Here is a 26,850-nt window from a genome sequence, read left to right on the forward strand (position 1 = left end):
TCACGGTTTCATTTCCCATCTCTATCTTTAATCTTTTATTAAGATATATGCCTGTTTTTTATGAAGTAGTCAATCAACCGCTATTTGAAAGAATATACCCTATACGAGTCTTCTCAAAACCGACGGCTACTCCTCTGACGCCGTTTCTTCCCACTGCAGCCTCTTGAAGGATGTCGTTTGACAATACTCCATAATGGCCTGTGCCGCTTTCAGCTGGACACTCTTAACTGGTGAAGAACTTGAACGCTGCTGCTGGAACCATTCATGGTGGATCCGTTTATCCAATAACTGAATCCCGACTGGGGATTGAGGATAATCTATGTAACCATTCCTACTTATGACGGCTTGATAAATGGGAAGTTCCACCCCGGCATAACGGATGATCTGATGGACGATTCTCTCCATCCTTTTCAACCCGATGAGAGGATTTAACACTTTTTCCTCCCTATCCCCCCATTTTTTCACCCAAAAACGCTCCCCTGAACCGATATAGGCTGTTCCCTCTTCAAACTCGAGAAAGGTCAAACACCATATGCCTGTAGGGGTGATCAGGACCGTTTCCAGTTCCACAGGTGCATTTTTAATTTTCAGGACGGGGTTGTACATGACAAAAATATTATCCGGGAAGCGTTGAAGAAGATACCGTAATCGTTCGTCATAATGGTAACTGTTATCCACATAGGATTTCTCCGTGATCGTGGAACTCGCCCATCTCAGCTGAAAATCAAATACAAGGTTCAAGAAGGACGCCTTCAATTCCTCTTCCGAATGGATATCCTGACCTGCATCCATGTCAAAATGAAGGTCTTCATCACTCGGCTCTGGAATCGTTACTTCTTCTTCATCCTCTTTCTTCTTAAAAAGGGAAAAGAGCTTGTCTTTCATGGAGTTCTTCTCTTCGTCAGCCAATTCCTGTACTGGTGGTGAGGGCTTTGGCAGATCACCATCCTCCCAATGTTGTTTCATTTTTTCCCATTGCTGCTTTTTTAATCGGACAAATTGGGAAGGATATCTATATAAATCCGTTTCGTATCGTGAAACATAATCTTGAAGTTTAATCAGCTGTGCCATAGGAATCACTCCTTTCGTGTAGGTCAATTTGCCTGTAAAGGTATGGTGTGGATGGCTTCGTACTTAGGCAGCCGGTCCGTGTGGGTTTGATATAATGCCAATTCTGTTGCTGTAAACGTATGACGCTCTGCAGGCTGGAATCCATTCAGCCACTCTTGGGTAAAGGGATATTCCTCATTCCATTTGCGCCCCACTGTGATATGCGGTGAAAATGGTCGCTGATCCAATTGAAAGCCCGCTTCTTCACATGAACCATACACAAGGTCCCTGAGACGGTGCAGCATGTCGGAAGGTTCGACCCCCATCCACAGGATCCTCGGGGCATCACTCTTACCGAACATACCAAACCCGCTCAAGGTCAACGGAAAAGAAGGATACCTCAACCTCCCCACTTTATCCATGACCGGCCCGAGTTCATCCGCACTCCCTAAAAAGGCCAGAGTCAGGTGATAATCCTCCGGGTGGACCCATTTCTTGAACGAGCCCCCAAGCCTCATCGGCTCCATGCACGCGTTAATATATTCTTTCGTTCCCTCAGGCAGGGAAAGTGCAAAGAAATAGTGAGGTTTCAACATATCACCCGTCCTTTCTGTTATTACTTTCATTTTAGCAAAATGTGTCATGAGAGAGAATGACTAGAAGGAAATGCAACAAAAATGAAATACAAAGCTAATTTATTTGATAAGATTTGTCTGAATTAGTACGATAGAAGAAGAAAGTTTTCTGAAAGGAAGATGAATATGAAAGTTGTACAAAATATCGCAGAATTAATCGGGGACACCCCCCTTGTAAAATTAAATCGGTTAAACCCTGCTGACGGCGCTGATGTATATGTGAAATTAGAATTCTACAATCCGAGTAAAAGCGTCAAGGACAGAGCCGCCTATCAAATGATCGTGGAAGCGGAAAAGGAAGGCTTCTTGAAAGAAGGTTCGACCATCATCGAGCCTACCAGTGGAAACACGGGGATCGGCCTTGCCATGAATGCAGCGGCACGGGGCTATCGTGCCATCCTTGTGATGCCGGATACGATGACTCAAGAGCGCATCAACCTCTTGAAAGCCTATGGAGCTGAAGTGGTATTGACACCGGGGGATGAGAAAATGCCCGGTGCCATCGAGAAAGCGAAAGAATTGACGGAGAAAATCCCTAACAGCTTCATGCCCATGCAGTTTGAAAACGATGCGAATCCGGATGCCCACCGGAAGACAACGGCCCTTGAAATCGTCGAAGCCATGAAGGAAATCGGCAAGCCATTATCGGCATTCGTTGCTACAGCGGGTACAGGGGGAACGATCACCGGAACAGGTGAAGTGTTGAAAGAGCACTATCCCGAGCTCGCTGTCCATGTAGTGGAGCCGGCGGGGTCGCCCGTCCTATCAGGTGGGAAACCAGGCAAGCATAAATTGGTCGGTACAAGTCCAGGCTTCGTTCCCGACATCCTGAATACGGATGTATATGATGAAATTCATAAAATCGAAGACGAACAGGCCTATGACATCGCCCGCAGAATGGCAAGGGAAGAAGGAATTTTAGTCGGACCATCATCAGGGGCCGCTTGTTACGCCGCTATCGAAGTGGCGAAAAAATTATCGCCTGAAGATGTCGTCGTCTGCATCGCCTGCGATACGGGAGAACGTTATCTATCAAGTGACTTATTCAGATTTTAATAAAATGCCAAGAGGCTGCCCAAAATGGGGCAGCCTCTTTCTTATGTTCATTTAACGCTATGATAATGTGAGATGAATTGTTCGGGAGAAGATTTTACGACGAACGTCCAGACCCCTTCGATGGTGTGAAGATACAAAAATGTATAGTAAGCGGACAGGGGCTTACTTGACACATCCATCACATCCTTAATGGTGAAGCTTTTTGTCGGAGTGACGATCCGGTCACTGTACAAATAAAGATGCTCCTCCGTCTCTACCGTGAATTGCTGGTTGTCTTCTATTCTTCGTTCGGTCTTCATAAATGGTTGTGAACAAATCAACATGTATGGCCTCCAACTTGTTTAACGGGCTTCCATTCCTTTTCTTTCATTGAACAGCTCCTGAAGCCTTTTCGTGACAGCACCTGGTGTTCCTTCTCCGATTTCCTGTCCATCAATTTCGACTACAGGCATCACTTCTGAAGTGGTACTGGCAATGAATACTTCATCCGATGTCATCAATTCAGAAACGGAAAACGTCTCTTCTTGAAAAGAAATCCCATTTTTTCTGCATAGATCTTCAATGACTCTTCTTGTGATTCCATTCAGGATCAGGTTTGTAACGGGATGCGTGTAAATCACCCCGTTTTTCACCAAAAAGGCATTGGAAGAGGAGCCTTCGGTTACCGTGTCGCCGCGATGCAAAATCGCTTCGAAGTGGCCCAATGACGCCGCCTCCTCTTTTGCCAGAAGGTTTCCAAGCAGATTAAGGCTCTTTATGTCACAGCGCAGCCATCTGATATCTTCCACGAGCTTGGCTGTTACCCCTTGTTGCATCTGGAGGACCGGAACAGGGAAGTCCTTCGTATACGCAACGACACTTCCCACTACATCTTCTCGAGGAAAATGATGCTGACGTGCTGATACACCTCGTGTCACTTGTACATATACGATTCCGTCCCCGACCCCATTGAGGTCAATCAAATGAAGGAGTTTTGATGTGAAATCCCCTTCTTCATACGGGATGGAAAGCTTCATTTTTTCTGCGCTTTGATATAGTCTTTCCATATGCTCTTTCATGGTGAATGTGTTTCCACCGTACACCCGGATCACTTCATAGATGCCGTCACCGAATTGATAACCACGGTCCTCGATATCGACCTTCGCCTTGTCGCGATCGATCAGTTCCCCGTTTACAAATACTGTGTTCATCCTAGCCTCTCCCCCACTCTCTCTCTTATGCTTCACACGCTAATTCATAAATCGCCTGGGCGTAAATGGCCGTCGCTTTAAGAAGATCCTCTATATACATATATTCATCCTTCTGATGGGCAATATCTTCGCGGCCCGGGAATAATGCCCCGAAGGCTACACCGGCTTCCAGACTTCTCGCATATGTCCCTCCACCAATACTTAATAACTCGCCTCTTTCGCCTGTTTGATCTTCATATACTTTTTTCAGGGTCTGTACGAGTTCATCATCCTTGGAAACATGATGTGGCTTGCTGTCCGTGAAATTCTCGATGGAATATCCCTTAACGTTCTCGATGATGCTCTTTCCTTTATCCATATCAAACGTCACCGGATAACGCATGTTCAAGCCCAATCGTCCGCCTTCAGCTTCCGAGTAGCGGAGCTTCCCTACATTGATGGTCAGATCCCCCGTAATGTCGTCCGTATAGCTGATACCAAGCTGGATTCCCCTTGAATCCTTGAAGAAATGCTTCGTCGTAAATTCAAAGAACTGCTTCCCTTGAGAGGAGAGTGGCAGTTTTGATAAGAAAGCGGCTAAATAAAGCCCTGCATTCTTTCCATTGTCAGGCTCCATTCCGTGTGAGGATACGCCTTCCACCTGGAACACAAGCTCCCCATTTTCAATATAATAGCTTCCTTTGACGCCTTCATCTTTTGTGAAGATTTCAAAATCCTGTACCCATTTCGTATGGTCTTCATCGACAGCCATGATCGCCTTTGCAAAATCAGGTACCATGTTATACCGGCGGCCGGACTCGAAGGAAAGGACCTTGATCCCTGATTCAGTAACCTCCTCGGGCTTCACCTGAACCAAATCATAATCCGCGATCCCTTTTTCAGCATGGATGATCGGGAAATCGGCGTCAGGAGCAAATCCCATCGTCGGCATTTCTTCATTCTTGAAATAATGCTCTACGCATCTCCAATCGCTTTCTTCATCCGTCCCGATGATCATGCGGATCCTCTTATTGAAGGTTGGATCCAGATCCTTGACGATTTTCATAGCATAATAAGCGGCCATCGTCGGTCCCTTGTCATCGATCGCTCCGCGGGCAAAGATCTTTCCGTCCTTGATCTCACCGCCATAAGGGTCGACGCTCCATCCGTCCCCTTCCGGAACCACATCCACATGGCAAAGAATGCCGAGGAGGTCCGTCCCTTCGCCGAATTCTAAATGCCCCGCAAGATGATCAACGTTTTTAGGAGTGAATCCGTCTTTTTCACCCAGAGTCAACAGGTAAGACAGGGCTTCCTTCACACCTTTTCCGAGCGGTGCTTCTTCAGTCGCATCCTCTTCATCCAGCACACTCTTAATCTGAAGGAATTTCTGTAAGTCCTTAAGCAAATCATCTTTACGCTTCTCCACTTCATTCGTCCAATTGATACTCAAACCTACCACCTGCTTTATATGTATTGTCTTCCCCTCCCATTTTATACTGTTTGACGGGGAAATCCAAACGGGGCGAATGGAGAAAAGTCCTTACTTATGAAACAACTCATTTTCTCAAAGATAGAAATCGCTTATCTTTAAATAAAGCTATTTTCGTAACCATTGTTGCTTTGATGTAGTGAGAGGTTGGTTGATTTCCGCTCCAGGTGCTCGCTTTCCGCGGGGCTGGCGGTGAGCCTCCTCAGGCTTTGCCTTCCGGGGTCTCACCTGTCCAGCAATTCCCGCAGGAGTCGAGCACCTTCCGCTCCAATCAACTTTCCAAGTGTAAGTGTTTACCCCTTATATATTAAATGTCACCATTGCTTTTAGCTTTATCAACTATTACTTCCCCTCCGGCAGATTTTGAATGACATAGCATTTGCAAATCAAAATTTAAGAAAAGAGCAGAGCCTTAAATACTCATAAATCCAAATCCTCAGTGATGTTAAAAAAAACCATTAACATATCTACAAATTTTCTGTCTATCCGTTATTAGGCAGTCAGAATATAGAAGCACAGAGTGGAGTGTAGCGGAAGGCACTTGACTCCTGCGGGAAATAGAGGAAAGGCTCGAAAAGCGGAAGCGGCTCGCTCAGCACCGACAAGCATAAGATGAATGGGCCTAAGAAGGCGTTTTTGGCCTTCGTGGACCATTTAGCTTATGACCTCGAGGGGCTAGCCGCTGTAGCTAGACAGTTGAGATCCCACAGGGCAAAGCCCGAGGAGGCTCAACTTCCTCCCCGCGCGAATCTTGTGCCTGCAGCTGAAAGGAACGGTCTACTTTTAAACTACACGAGAAGAGCTTTATAGATATTAATACATATTTTTAGCATTTTCTTCATATTCTAGGAATACACCCAACAAGTTACTAGGTAAATTGTTTGTAAATTTGGACAATATTCTAGAAATTTTGTCGGATTAGGAGTACAATGTAATTGTCTGACATCTTATGAGTAAACTCTATTTGTAGAAAAGGGGTTGTCTAAAGCGCATAGTACATATGGTAGCACGTGAGGTGCACACATGACGCATGTAGTCTTTGCCTTTTTGGAAAAATGATGAGGGAGTGGTTTTTTGAAACCTTCAACCAATCGTATGCTCACTAGAATCAAAGCTGTATACATGTACATCAAACAGAAGGGTACTGTAACAACTCAAGATCTTGTAGACGAATTTGGCATTACTCCTCGCACCATACAAAGAGATCTCAACGTGTTAGCCTATAACGACCTTGTCCAAAGCCCGAGTCGGGGACAGTGGACAACTACAGAGAAGAAAGTGAAACTGACTTCTTAAAAGAAAAGCGGAAGGGCTTTGCCCAGAGGCGACAAGCATAAGACGGACCTGCCGGAAAGGCGGGTTTTTGCCTTTTTGGCAGGTTTGACTTATGACCTCGAGCCTCTAAACCCTGGAGCTGGACATATCAAAAGCGGAGGCGGCTTGCTCAGGCCCGACAAGCATAAGACGAGCAACCCGGAAAGGCGCTCTTTGCCTTTTTGGGTTGCTTGGCTTATGACCTCGAGGGACTAGCCACCGGAGCTGGACATATCGAAAAGCGGACTAAAATAACAAAAAAACGGGACAGCACCTTTAGCGAAGGGTGCTGCCCCGTTTTTTTATTGGGGTTTATATTCTTTAAGAAGCGTTACTTCCTCTTCCGTCAGTTCACGGTACTCACCAAGCTCCAGGTCTTCATCAAGCTCAAGGGGTCCCATGGTCAAACGCTTCAGATAAACCACGCGCTTCCCGACACTTTCAAACATCCTTTTCACCTGATGGAATTTCCCTTCCGTAATCGTCAATTCGATATCCGAAGTCAGACCGGATTTTAAGATCGTTAAATCCCCCGGCTTCGTTTCATACCCATCATCCAAGGTGACACCATTTTTGAACGCTTCCACATCCGCTTCTGTCACTTCTCCATCGATCACGGCAAAATACGTCTTCGGCACATGGCGCTTCGGTGAAAGAAGCTGGTGGGATAATTGACCGTCGTTCGTAATAAGGAGGAAGCCTTCTGTATCCTTATCCAGTCTTCCAACTGGAAACGGATTGAAGATTTGATCTTCCAGCTGAAGTAAGTCAATAACCGTTTCATCCTGTCCGTCTTCAGTAGCGGAAATGACCCCCGGCGGCTTATTCATCAGCAGGTAGACATACTCCTTATACTCAACCTGTTCACCGTACAGCATGACGATGTCCTTTTCCGTATCAATATGGATCTTTCCATCCTTGATGACTTCCCCATTCACTTGGAGGCCGCCATCCTTCAATAATTTCTTTACTTCCTTCCGACTGCCGTAGCCCATATTCGCAAGCATTTTATCTATTCTCATCTCAATCACTCTCCAATTTATTCCTTTTATGTCTGTCTCCATTGGGCATGTGGCCCTTCCTACTATTATTCTTCACACAGGCTGCTGAAGGTAAGCAGCTTTAATCAAAATAAAAAAGGGATGATCAAGCATCATCCCTTTTTCTTTTACCCAATGCGCAGTTTACTGCGGATTTTCGAAATCTTGTCACCGAACAACCGGTCTGCGAGTTTGCTTCTTAAGCTCAGGTAGAAGTAAACGAGTGCCCCCACTCCACCGCAAATGGCTACAAGGATGATTGATTGGAATCCTGTCTCCGGACTTAGGAATTTAACCAGGATACCATACAGCACCAATACGACCCCGGCCATGGCGGCATTCAATGCGCCGATGAACATGGTCCTTCTCAAAATCAATCTGAACTGATAGCGTGCATACTTTTTGATCACATATAGATTGATCAGGATCGCCACTGCATATCCGATCGTTGTCGCAAGCACGGCACCCTGTGTTTCAAACAGGCGAATGAGCGGGATATTCAGAACAAGCTTCAGCAGCAAGCCGACTAGAAGACTGAAAATCGTGAATTTCTGCTCATCGATCCCTTGAAGAATCGCTGCAGTGACAGCAAATAATGCAAACAGGATCGCTACCGGTGCATAGGAACGTAAAATCGAGGTTCCGAGCGCATCACTGTGATAGAACAACGTATACATCGGTTCAGCTAAAAGGGCTAGTCCGAGTGCTGCCGGCACGGTCAGAAACAACAGAATCTGAAAGGTCTGGTCAATGTTCCTGCGCATCGTCTTCCGGTCACCACTCGTATAAGACGTCGTGATCAGAGGAATCAGCGTCATGGAAAAAGCTGTCGCCAGTGACACCGGAATGATGACAAGCTTATGCGTGTAGAAGTTCAATACGGCAAAAGCGTGGTCCGAGACCTTCGCGTTCCCGATATCAGCCATGGCGGTATTGAACGTGACCTGATCCACCAGTTGAAACAATGGATTGGCGAGCCCCACAAAAATGAAGGGAATCGAATAGGCAATGACTTCTTTGTACATCGCTTTTAACGAAACCTCTTCGTTCCCGCGGTCCTCTTCAAGGAGTTCATCCAAATGAGGTTTCCGCTTAAACCAATACCAGATCAATGCTCCAAGACTTGCAAGCCCCCCTACGAAAGCTGCGAATGTCGCAACGGAAATGGCCGTTGTCACGGTCCCATCCAGAATGTTCAATACGACATAAATCCCGCCAAGGAGGAATACGATCCGGACGATTTGTTCAATCACCTGGGAAACCGCTGTCGGCCCCATGGATTGATGACCCTGGAAGAATCCGCGGATCAAACTCATGAACGGAATGATGATCAAGGCAAAGCTCACAGCCCTGATAACGGTGGTCACCTGAGCAACGGAAATGACCTGCTCATCGCTTTTAATCGTCATTTCTGCGAAAATCGGTGCGAATGCATACATGATAAGGAATGATACAACCCCTGTCAGTGTCATGAGCACGAGCCCGGATTTAAATAATTTCCGCCCTACGGCATATTCCCCGATGGCATTATATTTTGAAACGAATTTTGAAACGGCCAGTGGCACTCCTGCAGTCGCTACTGTCAGAAAGATCGTATAAGGTACATATCCATATTGATAAAGGGACGCCCCTTCTTCATGACCTTTTAACAAATCATCAAACGGTATAACATAAAAAAGACCCAAAAACTTCGAAATAAAGGTCCCTAACGTTAAGATAAACGTTCCTCTTATTAATTTAGATGACATAGTATCCCTCTCTATATATCTTGTTGCCCGTTACACAAACAAAATAAATTCGAACTAAGAAATTTACACACTATCAGTAGTTTACTACTGTACGAATCGAATGACAATTTTTTTCGAATGTTGTATTTAAAACACATCCCATTTAAAATAAGGTGAAACTTCTTTTCTGAAGCGAATATTAAAAGTTGGTGGGAAAAATGGTAAAAAAATACGATGTCATCATCATAGGTGGAGGACCATCGGGCTTGATGGCCAGTATCGCAGCCGGGGAAAATGGCGCGAAAGTCCTCCTTGTAGATAAAGGAACAAAGCTTGGCAGAAAGCTTGCCATTTCCGGAGGCGGCCGCTGCAACGTGACCAACCGGCTCCCTGTTGAGGAAATCATCAAGCACATCCCGGGAAACGGCCGTTTTCTATACAGCGCATTTTCTGAGTTTAATAATGAAGATATCATTTCCTTCTTTGAAAACTTGGGAATCCAGTTGAAAGAAGAAGATCACGGACGGATGTTCCCTGTATCGAACAGGGCCATGGATGTAGTCGAAGCATTACTCGGGCGCATGAAGGAATTGAAAGTCGACACCCGGACAAGCACCAGTGTCGAAGAGGTTCTGTACGAAAACGGCAAAACGGTGGGCATCCTCTTGAAAGACGGGGAAACGATTGCTGCCAATGCTGTCGTGATCGCGGTCGGCGGAAAGTCCGTCCCTCACACCGGATCAACAGGTGACGGGTATCCATGGGCGACAAAAGCGGGGCATACCATTACGGATCTGTTTCCGACAGAGGTTCCCCTTACGTCGGACGAGCCATTTGTAAAAAAGAAAGAGCTTCAGGGTCTTTCTTTGCGCAGCGTCGATTTAAGCGTGCTGAATCCGAAAGGGAAAAAGATCGTCACCCATAAGATGGACATGATCTTTACTCACCTCGGCATTTCCGGCCCGGCTGTTCTCCGCTGCAGCCAATACGTCGTAAAGGCAATGAAGAAATGGAACCTGACACACGTGACCATGCAAATCGACTCCATGCCCGATCAAAATGAAGAGCAGTTATTCCAGTCCCTGCATAAACAGGTGAAGGAAGATGGGAAGAAAGCAGCGAAAAATATTTTTAAAGGCCTGGTTCCTGAACGCTATCTTCTATTTTTACTGGATCGCGCAGAAATCGATCATGATGAAAAAGGGGATCACATCTCCACAGAAAAGATCCGTCATTTTGCAAAGCTCTTAAAACAATTCACCTTCAATGTGAATGGCACATTATCCATTGATAAAGCCTTCGTAACCGGCGGAGGAGTTTCCATCAAAGAAATCGAACCGAAAACGATGGCTTCGAAAAAGATGGACGGCCTCTTCTTCAGCGGGGAAGTGCTTGATATCCATGGATACACAGGTGGATACAACATCACCTCTGCCTTAGTGACCGGCCGACTTGCCGGGTTGAATGCCGCAAAGGTTTAATGTCAAAAAGAAAGGTTGATCCTCAAATTCTGAGTGATCAACCTTTTTATTTTCTGTACACCACCATGGCAGAGAAGCAATAGATCTGGTCCTCCACTTCCTCCGACATCGCAGCCACATGATATTTAATATCCACAATCTTTTTATCATCCATTTTACTGAGGAAATGGTTCATATCCTTCTCTAAATCTTTTTCATGCTCATAATCGAAGACTTTCACCTGGATCATGGAATCCCCTCCCGGATTGTTTTATATCAGTATTGTCAGAATAGTTTATTTTCAAACAATTGAGGTGAGGATTTTTCTATGGGACGGAGTGGTGAGTGTGGTTGTGGCGGAGAATGTAAACATACGAAAAAAGCACACCCCTTTTTAAAAAGGATGTGCTCCCAACTCAAATATCCTTATTTCTTTGCAGCCGTATCCCCAGCCCAGTTCATCATGCCGCCTTCCATGTTCACCACTTTATACCCTTGCTCATGCATGTAGTGGGCAACATTTCCGCTGCGGTTTCCTGAACGGCAGATAAAAATATATTCCTTGTCCTTATCGAATTGATCAAGTGACTCAGGGATTTCCCCCATCTTGATATGTTTCGCTCCCGGAATCATACCTTCTTCCACTTCTTCATCCTCACGAACATCCACTAGTAGCAAATCTTCACCATTCTTCAACTTCTTCTCCAGCTCATCCGTTGTAACCGTCTTAATACTATCCATTTTCAACTTCCTTTCAAGATTCATTTAATCATTCACCAAGATTATACCAAAGCACGTCCCCAGAACAAAAACATCAGATCCAAAAGAGGGACGGACCTCATCGAAATGCTGATTTAAAGCGATTTACGCTTAAAATCATACCCATTTCGAGGTCCGTCCCTCACCATTATCAGTTGGCTACGATGTTGACTAGTTTGCCTGGTACTGCGATGACTTTGCGGATGGTTTTGCCATCGATTTGTGTTTTGATTTCATCGTTTTCCATGGCTGTTTTTTCTAGTTCGTCTTTTGTCATGTCGCGTGGGATCATGACTTTGGCTTTCACTTTTCCGTTCACTTGCAGGACGATTTCAACTTCGTTGTCCACAAGCTTCGATTCATCGAAGGTCGGCCATGCTTCGTAGGAAATCGTTCCTTCATGACCAAGCTTGCTCCAAAGTTCTTCAGTCATGTGCGGAGCGATCGGTGATAGAAGCTTGATGAATCCTTCCACGTATTCCTTCGGAAGGGTATCCGCTTTATAGGCATCATTGATGAATACCATCAGCTGTGAAATCCCTGTATTGAAACGAAGGCCATCGTAGTCCTCTGTCACTTTCTTGACGGTTTGGTTATACGTTTTATCAAGGTCGCTGTTCGGTGCATCCTTCACTTTAGAAGAAATGGTACCGTCCTCCTCGACAAGCAGGCGCCATACGCGGTCAAGGAAGCGGCGCGCTCCGTCAAGTCCGTTCGTGCTCCAGGCAATGGACGCTTCCAGTGGTCCCATGAACATTTCATAAAGGCGAAGGGTATCGGCACCATGAGATTCAACAACCTCATCGGGATTCACGACATTCCCTTTCGATTTACTCATTTTTTCATTGTTTTCCCCAAGGATCATTCCTTGGTTGAACAGCTTCTGGAACGGCTCTTTCGTTGGAACTACTCCGATATCATAAAGGAACTTATGCCAGAAACGGGCGTACAGCAGATGAAGGACAGCATGCTCGGCTCCACCAATATACGTATCGACCGGCAGCCATTCCTGCATTTTCTTCGCATCGGCAAGGGCTTCTTCGTTATGTGGGTCGATATAACGGATGTAGTACCAGCAGCTCCCTGCCCATTGAGGCATCGTATTTGTTTCACGACGTCCTTTTTTGCCTGTTTCAGGATCTTCGACGTTCACCCATTCACTGATGTTCGCAAGCGGAGATTCACCTGTTCCGGACGGCTTGATTTCAGTCGTCTTCGGAAGGACAAGCGGCAGCTCACTTTCAGGAACAGTCGTTGTCGTACCGTCTTCCCAATGGATGACTGGAATCGGCTCACCCCAGTAACGCTGGCGGCTGAATAGCCAGTCGCGAAGGCGATACGTAATTTTCTTCGTTCCGATATTTTTCTCTTCCAACCAGGAAATGGCTTTCGCAATCGCTTCTTCCTTACCAAATCCGTCAAGAAAACCGGAATTCACATGATCTCCGTCACCTGTGTACGCTTCTTTTTCAACGTTTCCACCCGCAACCACTTCCACGATTGGAAGATCGAATTCTTTCGCAAACTCATAGTCCCGTTCGTCATGGGCAGGAACAGCCATAATCGCGCCTGAACCGTAGCTCATCAGAACGTAATCGGCGATCCAGATCGGCATTTTCTCACCATTAGCCGGGTTGATGGCATAAGCACCTGTGAATACACCCGTTTTTTCTTTTGCAAGATCTGTACGCTCAAGATCACTTTTCGACTTGATCTTATCGATGTACACATCCACTTTCGAGCGCTGTTCGTCTGTGGTGATTTCTGCTACAAATGGATGTTCAGGAGCAAGTACCGCATAGGTCGCACCAAAGATTGTATCCGGACGGGTCGTGAATACATCGAATGATTTGTCATGACCGTCAATGGCAAAATTCACTTCTGCCCCTTCAGAGCGTCCGATCCAGTTACGCTGCATGTCTTTAATGCTTTCCGGCCAGTCAACCTCTTCAAGGTCTTCCACCAGGCGGTCTGCATAAGCTGTGATTTTCAACATCCACTGCTTCATCGGACGGCGTTCTACGGGATGACCACCGCGTTCGCTCTTCCCGTCGATGACTTCTTCATTGGCAAGGACCGTCCCAAGTGCCGGACACCAGTTCACGGCAACCTCATCCACATAAGCGAGGCCTTTTTCATAAAGCTTTGTGAAGATCCATTGCGTCCACTTGTAGTAACCGGGATCAGTCGTATTGACTTCACGGTCCCAGTCATAAGAGAAACCAAGTGATTTAATTTGTCGGCGGAACGTATCGATATTTTTTTGAGTGAATTCTGCCGGATCATTCCCTGTATCAAGGGCATATTGTTCAGCCGGTAAACCGAATGCATCCCAGCCCATCGGATGAAGGACATTGTACCCCTGCATACGCTTCATGCGGGAAAGGATGTCTGTCGCCGTGAACCCTTCCGGATGTCCGACGTGAAGGCCGGCACCTGATGGATACGGGAACATATCCAGTGCATAGAAATTGGATTTCCTTTCGTCTTCGGTTGCCTTGAACGTTTTATTCTTTTCCCAATACTGCTGCCATTTCGTCTCAACACTCTTATGATTAAAACTCATATTGAGATCCTCCTTTGATTGTCATATGCCTTTCTTTTAAAAAACAAAAAAACCCTCATCCCAAATAAATATTTGGGACGAGAGTCTGTATGTACATTCTCCCGCGGTACCACCCACATTAGTGTACGCGCACTCAGCTTCATTCATCCTTAACGCGGAAAACGGCAAGTCTTACTGTTACTTCACACTTGCAACTCAGCAGGCGAGTTCATGATGCTTCTGGTTGACTTTCACCACCCGTCAACTCTCTACGACAGAAAACCGTCACTACTACTCCTGATCAACGTTTCGATATAAGTAAACACTATATGTATTCACTATTTTAGTGAAAAATATACAGAAGCGCAAGCCTATTGTTGGTTTGTGGATAAGAATTTTGTCATTTGTTCCAGAGTATGGTTGAAAATTTGGCCGTACTCGTCTGTTATCATACTGTTTTTGAGAAGAATCGGGGTTTTTCGTTGGAAAGGGACCGGTCACGGGAGAGGAGTCCGGCCCTTTCAGTACAAGTTGGGACCGGTCTCCAGACGAATCCAGCCGATTCTGCTGAAAATCCGGCCGATATCGAGAAAAATCCAGCCGTTTTGACCAAGAATCCAGCCGAAACGGAAGATAATCCGGCCGTTTTGATGAAGAATCCAGCCATTTTCCATTTTAATCCAACTAAACATCCACTTTCTCCACACCATCAAAAAAAGAAACGGCCCCCTAAAGAGCCATTTCTCCTCAATCAATCTATTGAACCGTATACCCGCCGTCCAGTACAACGGCCTGCCCGGTGATCCCTTTTGCTGCATCACTGCAAAGGAACATCGTATAGTCTGCAATTTCTTTGACGTCCAGTAATCGTTTCTGGGGCACCAAAGGATAGATGACTTCTTCAATCACCCTCTCAAAAGGGACGTTGCGCGTCTTCGCGAGATCCGCCAGTTGGTTCCGGACCAGAGGCGTATCCACGTAGCCCGGACAAACCGCATTCACGGTGATGCCATGCTCCGCCGTTTCCAGTGCCGCGACTTTCGTCAAGCCGATGACTCCGTGTTTCGCAGAATTATAGGCGGCTTTGCCGGAGAATCCAACCAATCCGTTAATGGACGCCATATTGATGATCCGCCCCGAACCATGCTTCTTCATGTGGGGAAGAACATGCTTGATGGCGACAAATGGGGCCGTCAGCATGACTTTTAACAGCAGTTCGAACTTTTCAGTAGGGAACTCTTCGATATGTGATACATGCTGTAGCCCTGCATTGTTGATCAGGACATCGAGCTTCCCGAAATGATCCACCGTTTTTTCGATGGCTTCTTTTAATTCTGATTCCGAGGTTACGTCACAGCCCAATCCGAGAACCTCATATCCTTCTGTTTTAAGGGATTCTGAAGCTTCCCGGGCAGCATCTTCCTTCAAATCCGTCAGGACGACTTTCGCTCCAGCAACGGCAAATTCCCTGCCGATTTGGTAGCCGATGCCTTGGGCTGCCCCTGTTATGAATACCACTTTATTTTCTACCATTTTCTTAAACCCCCACTCCCAAGCTGAACAATACAATCGCAAGTGCCAATCCGATAAGAGGAACGATGACTGTCAATGCTCCGACAGCGCCATACGCTTCTCCGTGTGATTCATTACAGATCGAGCGGATCGTCGTCACGACATAACCATTGTGCGGCAGTGAATCCAGTGCTCCTGAAGATATTGCCACTACCCGGTGAAGGGCTTCTGGATTGACACCCATCTCGACGTAATGCGGTGCAAGAATCGGCAGTGCAATCGCCTGACCACCCGAAGCCGAACCTGTCATTCCGGCAATGACACTGACGGCGATGGCTCCACCGATCAACGGTGAACCGGGAATATTCGTCATGACATCGACTGCTGTAGTGAAGGCAGGCACGGCTTTGGCCACCCCACCGAAACCGACAACGGCAGCCGTGTTCCCGATCGCAATCAACGCTCCGACCGTCCCCTCGGAAACAGCTCCCCAGAAGCCTTTGAAATACTTACGATTCAATACATAGGCGGAAATGACCCCGCCGAGCAAGGCGATAATCAGAGCCGATTGCTTTAAAGAATCGTGGAATGAAAAAGCCAGGATGAGGACGACCAATAATGGAATCAATCCCATGAACGGGTTTGGTAATGGTCTGCCTTCATCAATGATCGGATCTTCTTCACGTGCGTGGAATTTCTCTCCTTTTCTCACAGCCTTCGTGATCATGCGCTTTAACCACCAGTACCCAAACACCGCCATGAATACGGCAACGATCAAGCTGACTTCCCAGCCTGCATAAGGCGTTGTGTTTAAGTATTCGATGGGGATCCAGTTTTGGATCTCCGGTGAACCGGCTGAGGTCATCGTGAATGTGACCGACCCGAACGCCAATGCCGCCGGAATGAAACGGCGTGGCAGATCCGCTTGTTTAAATAGACTGACAGCCATAGGATAAACCGAGAATGCTACAACGAACAGGCTGACTCCCCCGTACGTTAAGACCGCACAGGCAAGCACGATGGCGAACACAGCGTATTTCATCCCCAATTTTTCTACTACGAAACGGGATACGCTGTCTGCAGCACCGCTATCCTCCATCACTTTTCCGAAGACGGCTCCCAGTAAGAACATCAAATACCAGGCAGCGACAAAGCTTGTGAAACCTGACATATAGTTCGTGACGAGATCCGCTTCACCTTTCCCTGCCAGTTGCGGAAAAAGCGGCATGCCGCTCAGCACTGCGACAAACAATGCCGAGATGGGCCCAACGATCAGGATATTCATGCCCCTCATCGTTAAAAAGATTAATAAAATGAGTCCTCCAATCAAACCGATCATGCTTAACATGGTATTTCCCCCTTTATCCTCATATGATGACGCTTACATTTTCATCTTGCTGTGTACGCTCCCCTTTCCCAAAAATATATTCACTGAGAAACATGCAATAATTGTGCCAACTTTCAGATTACTATTAAAACACTGGCGGATTTTTTGGGAGTCCGAAATCCTGGACAAATTCATCCTTCAGTCACGAAATGTTCACCATTCTCTTTAAAAAAGATAGTCCGGAAAAGCGGACTATTTTCCGCATTTCCGGACTATCTAATGAGTTTATAAAAGCCCATATTTATTTAATTTTTCATACAGGGTGGATTTACTGATTCCGAGCGACTCTGCAACCTTTCGCTTATCGGGTTGGGCTTGGAGACTTTGAGTCAAGACGGACTTTTCCGTTTCTTCCAGGATTTCTTTCAGCGTTTTCGATCCCACTCCATATACATTACCCGACTTCATATATGTCGGTAATGACTGAAGGGAAATTTTGCTTCCATTCGACAGATAGGTTGAAGCATGAATGACATTTTCCAATTCACGCAGATTACCCGGCCAGCTGTAGGAGAGAAAAATCTGCATCACCTCTTGGTCAAAATCCTTGATGCGTTTTCCAGAGGATTTTGTGGATTTTTCCAAGAAAAAGGATGAGAGGGTTTCAATATCCTCTCTCCTCTCTCGCAGTGGAGGGATCTGAAACGGGATGACATTGATCCGGTAATACAGATCACTCCGGAATCTCTTTTCTTCCATCATTTTTTCCAGCGGACGGTTCGTGGCGGCAATGATCCTCACGTCCACATTCTGAATCCGGGTTGAACCGACTGCCTCGACTTCCCCTTCCTGTAATACCCTGAGAAGCTTCGCCTGCATATTAAGAGGCATGTCACCGATTTCATCAAGGAACAATGTCCCCTTATGGGCAAGCTGGAATTTACCTTTCTTTCCGCCCTTTTTGGCCCCGGAAAATGCTCCTTCTTCGTAACCAAAGAGCTCCGACTCCAAGAGCTGTTCAGGGATCGCTGCACAGTTCACTTTAATGAAAGGCTGTCCACTTCTTTCACTCAGCTGGTGAATGCTGTGGGCGAACAGCTCTTTACCCGTTCCGCTTTCCCCTCTGATCAGGATGGAAATATCACTCGGGGCGATCATTTGTGCTTTGTCCTTCAATTCATTCATACCGGGTGATTCCCCGATGATATCATTCAGCGAGTATTTCACCCCGGTATTGATATCCTGTATGTAACTTTGGATTTTTGACATCATGTTTTTCACATGTGAACTCATTTGCATCCATTCACTCGTATCACGGAAAATGACGGTTCCGAATGCCCCGATCACCTTCCCGTCCACTTGAATAGGGATTCGGTTGGCAATCATGTAATTTCCTTTGATATATTGAAGGTCGGCCACCTCTTCTTTCCCGCTTTCAGCTACAATGTGCATTCTCGTGTTTTCAATCACATTGGTCACATGTGCTCCTATCGCTTTCTCCCGTTCAACCTCAAGAAAGCGACAGTAATTATCGTTTATATAGATGATGATTCCTTCGTCATCGACGACGACCAGCCACTCGAAAGCGTTCTCAAGAATGATTTCGATCATGTCGACGGACACCTTTTTTAATAAACTGCTCATTTCCCATCGCCTCCTCTGTTTTGCAAGAGAACATATACCTCTATAGTAGCACATCCTATCATGGGCTTTTTGAAAACAATTCAGATTTGTCAATAACTTCAATTACCAGTCGAGATTCGGTTTAATGCCTGTCGTATTAGGGAATCTTCTTAACAATGAATGGAGGAATGAAAGGATGAGAATCGCAGAACTGAATATATTTTATTTCGAAGACGATGGAATCATCCCAAATAACCCGGACCTGCCCGTACTCATTTACCGGAACGCACTCAATCAGGCAAATGAAGCCGAAGAGATTTTCAACCAGAATCACTGGCTGAACAGCTGGACAAACGGCATTTACGATTATCACCATTATCACAGCAATGCCCACGAAGTATTGGGTGTCATGCAGGGTGAGGCAAGCGTTCAATTAGGCGGGGAAATGGGCAAGGAAGTGACGGTCCATCAAGGTGATGTGATGATCCTGCCAGCCGGGACCGGTCATAAGAAATTGTCAGCAAGTCCCGACTTTAAAGTCGCCGGTGCCTATCCGGACGGAGACAGTTATAATTTAAAAAAGGGCTCATTACGTGAACGCCCCAGTGTGTTAATTGAGATCAAAAATGTTCCCCTTCCAACATCAGACCCAGTATTTGGCGATAAGGGTCCTCTGATAAAATATTGGCTCAAAAAATGAGTTAGAAACCATTCTGCACTGTATTCATTCCTATTTCTCTATAGTAATGCTTCTTAGAAACGGCTATCATTACTTATAAATGCACAATATAATCTTCGGATAAAGATTATATTTATAAAATAGTCTTGTTTTCTTTCAAGTCCTATGCTATTCTATTATAGCGATGAGCTGAATTGTGTAAGTCGGTGATCACGTCCTTGTGACAACAAACGATGTGGCGTTTGCTGATTATCCGCCTCAATTTTTTTGCAAGTGGGCTTCCATAGGAAATGGGAGCCCTTTTTATATGGAGAAAACCCCCAATGATTTACTCATTGGGGGTTTCTTCATTGTTGAACGGATACTGTCACGGCGCTTTTCTTTTTCAATGGACGGTCATATTGACTGGTAATCAATAATGATACGATGAAAAACGCGATCAGTGTCATGAAGAGCACCTGCATGCTGAATACATCAACCAGCACCCCTCCGATAAACGGACCGATCATTCTTCCACCGGTTGCCGTACTGTTAACGATCCCCTGATAAAATCCTTCTCTGCCCTTTGGAGCAAGTGAGTTCGCTATTGTCGGGACCGCCGGCCAAATGAGCATTTCACCGATCGTCAAGATAATCATGGCAATGGCAAACCACTGAAATTGATCGGCAATCGAAGCTACACCGAATGAAATCATGAAAATGATGGTCCCGATCATGATTTGCAGCTTTAAATTGTTTTCAAAGCGCTTGATTGCTTTGGATAAAAGCGGCTGAGCAAGAACGATCAACGCTCCATTGATCGTCCACAATAAACTGTATTGTTTCAGGGATATATTGATTTCCTGCGTATACGTGGCGATGGTGGACTGCCATTGCACGTACCCCATCCAGCATAAAAGATAGGCTGCACATATGAAGAGCAGTGCCTTCAGCTTCGATTTATCCCTTATCACCTTCGATTCATTCAACACCGACGTATGATGACCCTCAACCGAAATGCTCCGGTATCCGAAGAAGGCGATGAAGAAAAAGACGATATACATAATCAGATTGGCCATAAATATATAGTTAAAGGAGAATGAGGCGACGAACCCGCCCAATGCGGCCCCTACGGCCACTCCAATGTTCTGAGCGACATAGACGGAATTGAATGCTTTCCGTCCCCCTTCCGGCCACACCGAACCTGCCATGGCGTACATGGAAGGAAATACGATACCTGACCCGAATCCGACAACAGTCAGGAAGACGATATAGTATGAAAAGCCGTGCCAAATATTCATGCCGATCAGGGCGGATAATGTGATTGAAATTCCTAACAGGATGGAACGATAACCGCCAAAACGATCGAATAAAGTCCCTCCGATCAGATTCCCGATCACACTCGCGCCTGCATTCATCATCAGCACAATTCCCGCTACAGACAGTGACTTCCCTAAATTTTCATGAAGGTAAATCGTATTAAGCGGCCATAAAAAAGAGGCACCTGTCACATTCACCATCATTCCAATGACAAGTAACCATAATGATTTGGGCATCATTCTGCCCCCTTTCCACCCTTTTATTTCGAGTCCCAAAAGGATTTTACTCCTTTTCAGGAAAGGGGGCAAGAATTATTTTTTTGAAATCACAAAAAAACCAGGCACTCCTTTTGAGCACCTGGCCGGGGACGTTTATTTCCCGTTATGATGATTGGATTTAACGGGCTGACCCTGTTTTTCGTAGCGTTTTTTAGCTTCTTTGACAGGATTGTTTTCAGCACCGAATTCCGTATCCAATTTCCGGAAATCACTACGGGTCTTTTGTTCAGGGTTGTTTTGATCGGAGCGTGTACTCAATGTAATTTACCTCCCACTACATTCGGATCATGATCCAACAAAATCATTTCATTTTGCATCGCTTGAAGTTGAAGTCTCATGCGATGCAGTTGTTCACGCTGTTGGGAGTTTGCACTGTTCGCCATGTGAGCCACGTCGTTGACCGCCTCTTCAAGCTGCTGCATGGCCTGTGTATACTCCACATCATGATAATGCTCCTGCTGTGTCCCTGCTTTATATTGTTGTTGAGCGTAACGAATGGCATCTTCGCACTTCTGAATGCATTCATCCATCGAATTCCTTGTTGCCATTTCGACTACCTCCTTGATGGTTGGAATCAAGGAGAGGAAGGTCCTATCCTTACTCTCCTCCATCTTAGTTTGAACTTGTTTGCCCGTTTCAAAAGTGGTAATCTTCGCCTATTTCCATGCGCAGGATACATTTGTCCCCGTGTTCATGATAAAATCTTTTTAGCGTCATACATACCGCTATATCACTTGAAATTTAGGAGGTGTTTGTCATCGGGACAAACCCATTTCCATATGCCACAGATTCAAAACGATATCACACATGGAATTATCACCTCCGAAACCATTTCGGACATAAGGTGTTTAAAGTTGCCCTCGACGGCGGGTTTGATTGCCCAAACAGGGATGGCACGGTTGCACACGGCGGCTGTACCTTTTGCAGTGCATCCGGATCCGGGGATTTTGCCGGAAGCAGGGTCGACTCCTTAGAGAAACAATTCAATGACATCAAAGGAAGAATGCATAAAAAGTGGAAAGACGGAAAGTACATGGCTTATTTCCAGGCGTTCACGAATACCCATGCACCCGTTGACGTCCTGAAGGAAAAATATGAATCCGTTCTGAAGCAGGATGGAGTCGTAGGCATTTCCATCGCCACACGCCCTGATTGCCTTCCTGACGACGTCGTCGAATATTTGGCTGAATTGAATGAGAGAACGTATCTATGGGTTGAGCTCGGGCTGCAAACCGTCCATGAAAAAACGGCGGGCTTAATCAACCGGGCCCATGATTTTCAGTGTTATGTCGAAGGTGTCCATAAATTGCGCAAGCACGGGATCCGTGTATGTTCCCATATTGTTAACGGACTTCCACAGGAAAATGAGGAAATGATGATGGAAACGGCACGTGAAGTGGCAAAGCTTGACGTTCAGGGAATCAAGATCCATCTTCTGCACTTACTGAAGGGAACCCCCATGGTCAAGCAATATGAAAAAGGTCTCGTGGAGTTCATGGACTTTGATCAATACGTGAAACTCGTTTGTGACCAACTAGAAGTCATCCCTCCTGAAATGATCGTTCATCGAATCACAGGGGACGGACCTATCGACTTGATGATCGGACCGATGTGGAGCGTGAATAAATGGAGCGTACTGAACGCCATTGATGATGAATTGAAACGCCGGGACAGCTGGCAGGGAAAATATTATAAAATGGATGTGAAAGCATGAAATTAGATCGAATACTACCTTTCGCGAGAGAGCTTCTGGAACGGGCGGTGGAACCCGGAGATATCACGATAGACGCGACGCTTGGGAATGGGCATGACACCCTGTTCCTCGCTCGCCTGGTTGGGGAAAATGGCCGGGTATACGGTTTTGATATCCAGGAAGAAGCCATCCATAATACGAGGGAACAACTGATCACCCACGATCTCGCTGACCGGGTGACCCTGTTCCATCAGGGACATGAGACCGTCATGAACGTCATCCCGCCATTGCATTACGGGAAAGTGACGGGGGCCGTCTTCAATCTTGGGTATTTGCCCGGCGGTGACAAGGATATCGTCACCCGTCCTAAGACGACGATACTCGCGTTAAATCAAATTCTCGAAATGATGGCTCCTGAAGGAATCCTCGTCCTTGTCATTTATCATGGACATCCTGAAGGCGCCGTTGAACGGGACTATATCCTCCGCTACGTAGAGCGATTGGACCAAAACTACGTGCATGTCCTGAGATACCAGTTCATAAACCAGCTTAATAACCCGCCATTTATCGTGGCGCTTGAGAAAAGATGAAAGTAGGGACGGACCTCCGCGGAGGTCCGTCCCTATCTTTTTATAATAATTCGTTGGCGATCAGCTCGAATGATTTAAGTTTATCTTTGAAATCGTAGGTGATGCTGACAAGCATGATTTCATCGGTTTGATACTGCTCGCTGAGTGCGAGTAGCTTTTCTTTTACTTTCTTCGGACCTCCGACCACCATGCGCTTGCGGTTTTCCCGCACTCTCATGGCTTCGAATGGGGTGTACTGATACGCTGCCGCTTTCTCAGGGCTCGGGGTTCCGTTCGATCGCATGCCCTGTTCGATCATCAGGATGGATAGATCGATGCTTGACGCGACCCTTTCAGCTTCTTCATCCGTTTCGGCACAGATGGCAAAAACGGCTACGATGTTCTTCGGTTCGTTTAGGTACTCTGATGGGACAAAGTTATTCCGGTAGGCTTGCGTATATTGAGGACCGCCTTCACCATTGATGAACTGGGCAAATGTATAAGGAAGTCCTTTTTGCGCGGCAAGCATGGCACTGGATGGACTTGACCCAAGCATCCAGACTTCCGGCATGGTTTTGATCATCGGTGCTGCCGTGAGTCCCTGGTATGGATGGGTATCAGGTAGGGAATCCGTCAGATAACCGAGAAGATCATCGATTTGTTCCGGGTAACGATTTACATCTCTAGGCTTCCCGTCATGCAGGGCCATCGTGGCCATCGGCATTCCACCGGGAGCCCTCCCCAGGCCTAAATCGATCCGATCCGGATTCAAGCCTTCAAGCAAACGGAAATTCTCCGCTACTTTGTATGAAGAGTAATGGGGAAGCATGACTCCCCCGGATCCGACGCGGATCCGTGACGTATTCTGTGCAAGATGGGCAATGAGCACTTCCGGTGATGAACCGGCAAGGCTCGCGGAATCATGGTGTTCTGATACCCAGAACCGTTCAAACCCCAGTTTCTCTGTATGCTGTGCTAATTTCACTGTATGATTTAAAGCCTCTTGTGGGCTCATTCCTTCTGCAATCGGTGACTGATCTAGTACACTTAGCTTCAAAATGGACATCTCCTTTGATTGATGTGTGTATTATTATCAATTCTGAGGAAAAAAATGTCCACTAACATGCTTAAAGGGTGACGGCCGGAATGGCCATCACCCTTTTTGCTTCCTTATTTTTTGTAAAGTAACACTTTACCGACTGTACCGTCAGCACTTTCTCCTGTTACACGGAAATTCAATCCGTAGTTCGGTACATTACGTCCAGCGTCTACAAGAGCTTTATTGCTGTAATCCTTGCTATCATCAAATAATGGATTACGGGCAGTGTGGTTGTCTTTCATTGTAAGGCCGAGTAAATCAGTGTAATCAAGGAACATCTTCTCTGATTTATTCAGACTGAATGCAGCATCGTGGATCTGGTAGCGAGTAGATCCAACTGAACCGTCGCTCCAGTAGTTGGCCTTTTGATCTGCATCGACAACTCCAAGGTAACCATCTCCTGGATGTTTACCAGTCCAGTTATCAGAGAATGAATTATCCACATACCATACAACTAATCCTTCGTTATATTCCATAAGGCTTGCACCACGGCGGATGTTGGCAAGACCTTCATCGACACCGTTGTGGCTGCGCCATTCAAGCAGGTAGTAATGATCTTTAAGCGAAATTCCATTTGATACTTCAAAACCATCTGTTGTGAATTGAGCCTCACCTTCAGCACCGTCTTCAAACACGACATTTCCATCCACTGTCAGTGTTGCATTATCCATAGCAAACCCGTCAAGGGCCAAGCCGCCGTCCGTCACATAGTTGAATTCAAGCGTCACTTTATCACCTGCAAATTGGCTGAGGTCATACGACTTATCCACCCATTCACCATTTGTCGTTTCAGCACTTGCATCCCCATTCGTATCATCGTCACCGATGACATCCAATTCAACTTCCTTGCCGCTGGCTGTTTTAGCGGTTACGTATAGATAGTCGTACTCAAACTCCACTTCATACAATGTTTTGAAATCGAATGTAGCGGTTGTAGCATTGGTTAAGTCGAATTCAGGAGATACTAACGTCGTATTGAGGTCATCCCCTTTTGTACTGTAGTAGTACTTTTCACCAAAGGCAGGTTTGATTCCCTGCACTTCTTTTTTAGGAAGAGTCACCTTCACGACATCATTGTTCGTACCTTTTGTAGCAGCTTCGTCCAGAAGGACTTCCATCCCTTTACTATCTAGATCTTCAAGGGCTACTTCTGTACCAGTCTGCCAATTTCCTTCTGTACCTTCACTATCCACTACAGCTGAAGCTTGCAGCATTTCCTTCGCGTAAGGACTGAATCCAGTCGGCTGTGCTCCAGGGATGTCCCCCGCCCAGCTTCCGCTTGCCATGATGGACCAGTAGCTGATTGCTTCACCGGCACCAGAGTATTGTGTATCATACTCGTCAGGCAATCCTAAATCATGTCCATATTCGTGGGCCATGACTCCGACTGCACCGTCTTCCGGTTCGATTGTGTAATCATACGCGTACATTGTCCCTTCTCCCCAGTAATCAACTTCAGGAGTAGGAGATCCGGCAATCGGGAAGATCCCGCCAAGATTCCAACGGTGGGACCAGATAGCGTCAGATCCTAAAGATCCACCACCCGCTTCTTCACCAACACCTGAGTGAATGACCATTAAGTGATCGACAAGCCCGTCCGGTTCAAGATAATTTCCGTCACCATCAAGATCGTAACGATCCCACTTATCATAATCAGCAAGGTTCACTTCAGGGTCTGCAGCAGCTTTAGCAAGTGCTTCTTTAATCAAGCCGCGTGCGTTTACGTCGCTGCCATCCGGCTGGGGATCATTTCCACCATACTCAGCGGCAGGCTTGTCCGCTGTGTACCAGCCAGCAACCTCACCATCTACTGAATAACTTCCGCCAGACTGCTGTTCATAGTATTGTTTCATGGATACATAGGTCTTACCGTCAGGCCCTGTCCAGCCACCTGTACCAAAAAGCATATCCTGATAGTGTTCTCTTGAATAAGCATCTTCACCTTCATAATACATATCCGTTTCATCTTCGGTCATGGTGTTATGTGGCTTGTCCGGATAATCAACGAGAAGGACTAACACTTCATCTGTTCGTTTCTCACCATCATATGCTTCTTCTTCAACCGAGTCAGGTTTATTTTTCTTCGCATGTCCAAGCTTATTTCCTTTACCATGAGTCAAACCGTTTTTCTTCATTTCTTTTTTCAGCTTGGTCTTCGTTTCCGCTACCTCATCCTGAAGTTCCCCTGGATGATTTTCAGCGGAATCTGCTTTCGCTTTCAGGAATTTTTGAAGTCCCTTCTGTGCTTCTGCAGCTGTCGCATTCTTCTTGATCTTTCCTTCTTTCTTCAGCATCTCGATCAGGCGTTCATCATTTGCAATTCCTAAATCGAAAGCCCCTCCATGCTTATGATCATATTTCACCGTTGGCTTCGCTAACACATTCTCAGGCCCCACGGTTGCAGCTGATGCAGGTACAGCAAATGCCCCTACACTCAGTGCTGCGGCCATGGCCATGGATAATACTTTACGTGATTTCAAACACGATTCCCCCTTAGTTATGTACTAAATATTTACACTAACTA

25 protein-coding genes and 1 other annotated feature are annotated in these 26,850 nt (G+C 46.2%); of the genes, 6 read left to right on the plus strand and 19 right to left on the minus strand.

Going from position 1 to position 26,850, the window contains the following annotated elements; all coding sequences use genetic code 11:
- Window positions 1-126 precede the first annotated feature (126 nt).
- Entirely contained in the window at window positions 127-1,071 is a 945-nt protein-coding gene (locus AC0VXY_RS17695) for a nuclease-related domain-containing protein (protein WP_435989594.1), read from the minus strand.
- 23 nt (window positions 1,072-1,094) lie between these two features.
- Window positions 1,095-1,646, minus strand: coding sequence for an RNA 2',3'-cyclic phosphodiesterase (gene thpR, locus AC0VXY_RS17700; RefSeq protein WP_475526058.1), 552 nt, complete (start codon window positions 1,644-1,646; stop codon window positions 1,095-1,097).
- Between the two features lie 165 nt (window positions 1,647-1,811).
- On the opposite strand from thpR, the gene cysK reads away from it, so the two are divergent.
- Window positions 1,812-2,741, plus strand: coding sequence for a cysteine synthase A (cysK, locus tag AC0VXY_RS17705; RefSeq protein WP_475526059.1), 930 nt, complete (start codon window positions 1,812-1,814; stop codon window positions 2,739-2,741).
- Between the two features lie 47 nt (window positions 2,742-2,788).
- On the opposite strand, the gene AC0VXY_RS17710 is transcribed toward cysK, so the two are convergent.
- From AC0VXY_RS17710 to pepV, 3 genes are read right to left on the minus strand one after another with little or no spacing between them, the layout of a single operon-like run.
- Entirely contained in the window at window positions 2,789-3,064 is a 276-nt protein-coding gene (locus AC0VXY_RS17710; protein WP_060672935.1) for a hypothetical protein, read from the minus strand.
- An 18-nt stretch (window positions 3,065-3,082) separates the two neighbouring features.
- Complete coding sequence (gene dat / locus AC0VXY_RS17715; RefSeq protein WP_475526060.1) at window positions 3,083-3,931, minus strand: D-amino-acid transaminase; 849 nt, start codon at window positions 3,929-3,931, stop codon at window positions 3,083-3,085.
- A gap of 25 nt (window positions 3,932-3,956) precedes the next feature.
- Window positions 3,957-5,363 (minus strand): dipeptidase PepV, encoded by a 1,407-nt coding sequence (gene pepV / locus AC0VXY_RS17720; protein WP_475526061.1) that lies wholly within the window; start codon window positions 5,361-5,363, stop codon window positions 3,957-3,959.
- Between the two features lie 1,113 nt (window positions 5,364-6,476).
- Between pepV and AC0VXY_RS17725 the strand changes: the two genes are divergently transcribed.
- Window positions 6,477-6,698 carry a DeoR family transcriptional regulator gene (locus AC0VXY_RS17725; RefSeq protein ID WP_034765604.1) on the plus strand — a complete coding sequence of 74 codons (222 nt, stop codon included), beginning with the start codon at window positions 6,477-6,479 and terminating at the stop codon, window positions 6,696-6,698.
- Between the two features lie 320 nt (window positions 6,699-7,018).
- On the opposite strand, the gene AC0VXY_RS17730 is transcribed toward AC0VXY_RS17725, so the two are convergent.
- Window positions 7,019-7,744 carry a pseudouridine synthase gene (locus tag AC0VXY_RS17730; RefSeq protein ID WP_475527895.1) on the minus strand — a complete coding sequence of 242 codons (726 nt, stop codon included), beginning with the start codon at window positions 7,742-7,744 and terminating at the stop codon, window positions 7,019-7,021.
- Window positions 7,745-7,884: 140 nt separating this feature from the next.
- Window positions 7,885-9,504 (minus strand): putative polysaccharide biosynthesis protein, encoded by a 1,620-nt coding sequence (locus AC0VXY_RS17735; RefSeq protein ID WP_475526062.1) that lies wholly within the window; start codon window positions 9,502-9,504, stop codon window positions 7,885-7,887.
- Window positions 9,505-9,701: 197 nt separating this feature from the next.
- Between AC0VXY_RS17735 and AC0VXY_RS17740 the strand changes: the two genes are divergently transcribed.
- Entirely contained in the window at window positions 9,702-10,964 is a 1,263-nt protein-coding gene (locus AC0VXY_RS17740) for a BaiN/RdsA family NAD(P)/FAD-dependent oxidoreductase (RefSeq protein WP_475526063.1), read from the plus strand.
- Between the two features lie 46 nt (window positions 10,965-11,010).
- On the opposite strand, the gene AC0VXY_RS17745 is transcribed toward AC0VXY_RS17740, so the two are convergent.
- The 7 genes from AC0VXY_RS17745 to AC0VXY_RS17775 form a co-directional block, all read right to left on the minus strand.
- On the minus strand, window positions 11,011-11,193 hold the full coding sequence (locus AC0VXY_RS17745) for a sporulation protein Cse60 (RefSeq protein WP_034765594.1): 183 nt from the start codon (window positions 11,191-11,193) through the stop codon (window positions 11,011-11,013).
- Between the two features lie 176 nt (window positions 11,194-11,369).
- A complete protein-coding gene (locus AC0VXY_RS17750) occupies window positions 11,370-11,684 on the minus strand; it encodes a rhodanese-like domain-containing protein (protein WP_475526064.1) in 315 nt (104 codons plus the stop codon).
- A gap of 169 nt (window positions 11,685-11,853) precedes the next feature.
- Window positions 11,854-14,268, minus strand: a complete 2,415-nt coding sequence (leuS, locus tag AC0VXY_RS17755; RefSeq protein WP_475526065.1) for a leucine--tRNA ligase — start codon at window positions 14,266-14,268, stop codon at window positions 11,854-11,856.
- 70 nt (window positions 14,269-14,338) lie between these two features.
- Window positions 14,339-14,561 (minus strand) — a binding site (T-box leader).
- 207 nt (window positions 14,562-14,768) lie between these two features.
- Window positions 14,769-14,939 carry a hypothetical protein gene (locus tag AC0VXY_RS17760; protein ID WP_475526066.1) on the minus strand — a complete coding sequence of 57 codons (171 nt, stop codon included), beginning with the start codon at window positions 14,937-14,939 and terminating at the stop codon, window positions 14,769-14,771.
- 64 nt (window positions 14,940-15,003) lie between these two features.
- Window positions 15,004-15,780, minus strand: a complete 777-nt coding sequence (locus AC0VXY_RS17765; protein WP_475526067.1) for a 3-hydroxybutyrate dehydrogenase — start codon at window positions 15,778-15,780, stop codon at window positions 15,004-15,006.
- Window positions 15,781-15,784: 4 nt separating this feature from the next.
- Complete coding sequence (locus AC0VXY_RS17770; RefSeq protein ID WP_475526068.1) at window positions 15,785-17,107, minus strand: GntP family permease; 1,323 nt, start codon at window positions 17,105-17,107, stop codon at window positions 15,785-15,787.
- Window positions 17,108-17,371: 264 nt separating this feature from the next.
- Window positions 17,372-18,730, minus strand: a complete 1,359-nt coding sequence (locus AC0VXY_RS17775; RefSeq protein WP_475526069.1) for a sigma-54 interaction domain-containing protein — start codon at window positions 18,728-18,730, stop codon at window positions 17,372-17,374.
- A gap of 175 nt (window positions 18,731-18,905) precedes the next feature.
- Between AC0VXY_RS17775 and AC0VXY_RS17780 the strand changes: the two genes are divergently transcribed.
- Window positions 18,906-19,409 carry a cupin domain-containing protein gene (locus AC0VXY_RS17780; RefSeq protein WP_475526070.1) on the plus strand — a complete coding sequence of 168 codons (504 nt, stop codon included), beginning with the start codon at window positions 18,906-18,908 and terminating at the stop codon, window positions 19,407-19,409.
- A 326-nt stretch (window positions 19,410-19,735) separates the two neighbouring features.
- Here AC0VXY_RS17780 and AC0VXY_RS17785 read toward each other — a convergent pair whose 3' ends face one another.
- From AC0VXY_RS17785 to AC0VXY_RS17795, 3 genes are all read right to left on the minus strand, one after another.
- Complete coding sequence (locus AC0VXY_RS17785; protein ID WP_435989579.1) at window positions 19,736-20,923, minus strand: MDR family MFS transporter; 1,188 nt, start codon at window positions 20,921-20,923, stop codon at window positions 19,736-19,738.
- Between the two features lie 135 nt (window positions 20,924-21,058).
- Window positions 21,059-21,223 carry a hypothetical protein gene (locus AC0VXY_RS17790; protein WP_060672924.1) on the minus strand — a complete coding sequence of 55 codons (165 nt, stop codon included), beginning with the start codon at window positions 21,221-21,223 and terminating at the stop codon, window positions 21,059-21,061.
- A complete protein-coding gene (locus AC0VXY_RS17795; RefSeq protein ID WP_435989578.1) occupies window positions 21,220-21,513 on the minus strand; it encodes a YtzC family protein in 294 nt (97 codons plus the stop codon). The genes AC0VXY_RS17790 and AC0VXY_RS17795 overlap by 4 nt, the downstream gene beginning before the upstream one ends.
- A 200-nt stretch (window positions 21,514-21,713) precedes the next feature.
- Between AC0VXY_RS17795 and mnmL the strand changes: the two genes are divergently transcribed.
- Together mnmL and mnmM are read left to right on the plus strand one after the other, a co-directional pair.
- Window positions 21,714-22,679 carry a tRNA modification radical SAM protein MnmL/YtqA gene (gene mnmL, locus AC0VXY_RS17800; protein ID WP_475526071.1) on the plus strand — a complete coding sequence of 322 codons (966 nt, stop codon included), beginning with the start codon at window positions 21,714-21,716 and terminating at the stop codon, window positions 22,677-22,679.
- Window positions 22,676-23,248, plus strand: a complete 573-nt coding sequence (gene mnmM, locus AC0VXY_RS17805) for a tRNA 5-(aminomethyl)-2-thiouridylate-methyltransferase MnmM (protein ID WP_435989576.1) — start codon at window positions 22,676-22,678, stop codon at window positions 23,246-23,248. Before mnmL ends, mnmM begins: the two co-directional genes overlap by 4 nt.
- A 40-nt stretch (window positions 23,249-23,288) precedes the next feature.
- On the opposite strand, the gene AC0VXY_RS17810 is transcribed toward mnmM, so the two are convergent.
- Window positions 23,289-24,293: an LLM class flavin-dependent oxidoreductase gene (locus AC0VXY_RS17810; RefSeq protein WP_435989575.1), complete on the minus strand. Its 1,005-nt coding sequence runs from the start codon at window positions 24,291-24,293 to the stop codon at window positions 23,289-23,291.
- Between the two features lie 104 nt (window positions 24,294-24,397).
- Window positions 24,398-26,806 carry an immune inhibitor A domain-containing protein gene (locus AC0VXY_RS17815; RefSeq protein ID WP_475526072.1) on the minus strand — a complete coding sequence of 803 codons (2,409 nt, stop codon included), beginning with the start codon at window positions 26,804-26,806 and terminating at the stop codon, window positions 24,398-24,400.
- Window positions 26,807-26,850: the final 44 nt, after the last annotated feature.

This window comes from Rossellomorea sp. QJM3NY_18 (assembly GCF_056173145.1).

Bases quoted from the DNA above. Each gene is read 5' to 3' on its own strand.
- AC0VXY_RS17695 (WP_435989594.1), bottom strand. From the start codon at position 1,071: ATGGCACAGCTGATTAAACTTCAAGATTATGTTTCACGATACGAAACG.
- thpR (WP_475526058.1), bottom strand. From the start codon at position 1,646: ATGTTGAAACCTCACTATTTCTTTGCACTTTCCCTGCCTGAGGGAACG.
- cysK (WP_475526059.1), top strand. From the start codon at position 1,812: ATGAAAGTTGTACAAAATATCGCAGAATTAATCGGGGACACCCCCCTT.
- AC0VXY_RS17710 (WP_060672935.1), bottom strand. From the start codon at position 3,064: ATGTTGATTTGTTCACAACCATTTATGAAGACCGAACGAAGAATAGAA.
- dat (WP_475526060.1), bottom strand. From the start codon at position 3,931: ATGAACACAGTATTTGTAAACGGGGAACTGATCGATCGCGACAAGGCG.
- AC0VXY_RS17735 (WP_475526062.1), bottom strand. From the start codon at position 9,504: ATGTCATCTAAATTAATAAGAGGAACGTTTATCTTAACGTTAGGGACC.
- AC0VXY_RS17740 (WP_475526063.1), top strand. From the start codon at position 9,702: ATGGTAAAAAAATACGATGTCATCATCATAGGTGGAGGACCATCGGGC.
- AC0VXY_RS17745 (WP_034765594.1), bottom strand. From the start codon at position 11,193: ATGATCCAGGTGAAAGTCTTCGATTATGAGCATGAAAAAGATTTAGAG.
- AC0VXY_RS17750 (WP_475526064.1), bottom strand. From the start codon at position 11,684: ATGGATAGTATTAAGACGGTTACAACGGATGAGCTGGAGAAGAAGTTG.
- leuS (WP_475526065.1), bottom strand. From the start codon at position 14,268: ATGAGTTTTAATCATAAGAGTGTTGAGACGAAATGGCAGCAGTATTGG.
- AC0VXY_RS17760 (WP_475526066.1), bottom strand. From the start codon at position 14,939: ATGTTTAGTTGGATTAAAATGGAAAATGGCTGGATTCTTCATCAAAAC.
- AC0VXY_RS17765 (WP_475526067.1), bottom strand. From the start codon at position 15,780: ATGGTAGAAAATAAAGTGGTATTCATAACAGGGGCAGCCCAAGGCATC.
- AC0VXY_RS17770 (WP_475526068.1), bottom strand. From the start codon at position 17,107: ATGTTAAGCATGATCGGTTTGATTGGAGGACTCATTTTATTAATCTTT.
- AC0VXY_RS17775 (WP_475526069.1), bottom strand. From the start codon at position 18,730: ATGAGCAGTTTATTAAAAAAGGTGTCCGTCGACATGATCGAAATCATT.
- AC0VXY_RS17780 (WP_475526070.1), top strand. From the start codon at position 18,906: ATGAGAATCGCAGAACTGAATATATTTTATTTCGAAGACGATGGAATC.
- AC0VXY_RS17785 (WP_435989579.1), bottom strand. From the start codon at position 20,923: ATGCCCAAATCATTATGGTTACTTGTCATTGGAATGATGGTGAATGTG.
- AC0VXY_RS17795 (WP_435989578.1), bottom strand. From the start codon at position 21,513: ATGGCAACAAGGAATTCGATGGATGAATGCATTCAGAAGTGCGAAGAT.
- mnmM (WP_435989576.1), top strand. From the start codon at position 22,676: ATGAAATTAGATCGAATACTACCTTTCGCGAGAGAGCTTCTGGAACGG.
- AC0VXY_RS17810 (WP_435989575.1), bottom strand. From the start codon at position 24,293: ATGTCCATTTTGAAGCTAAGTGTACTAGATCAGTCACCGATTGCAGAA.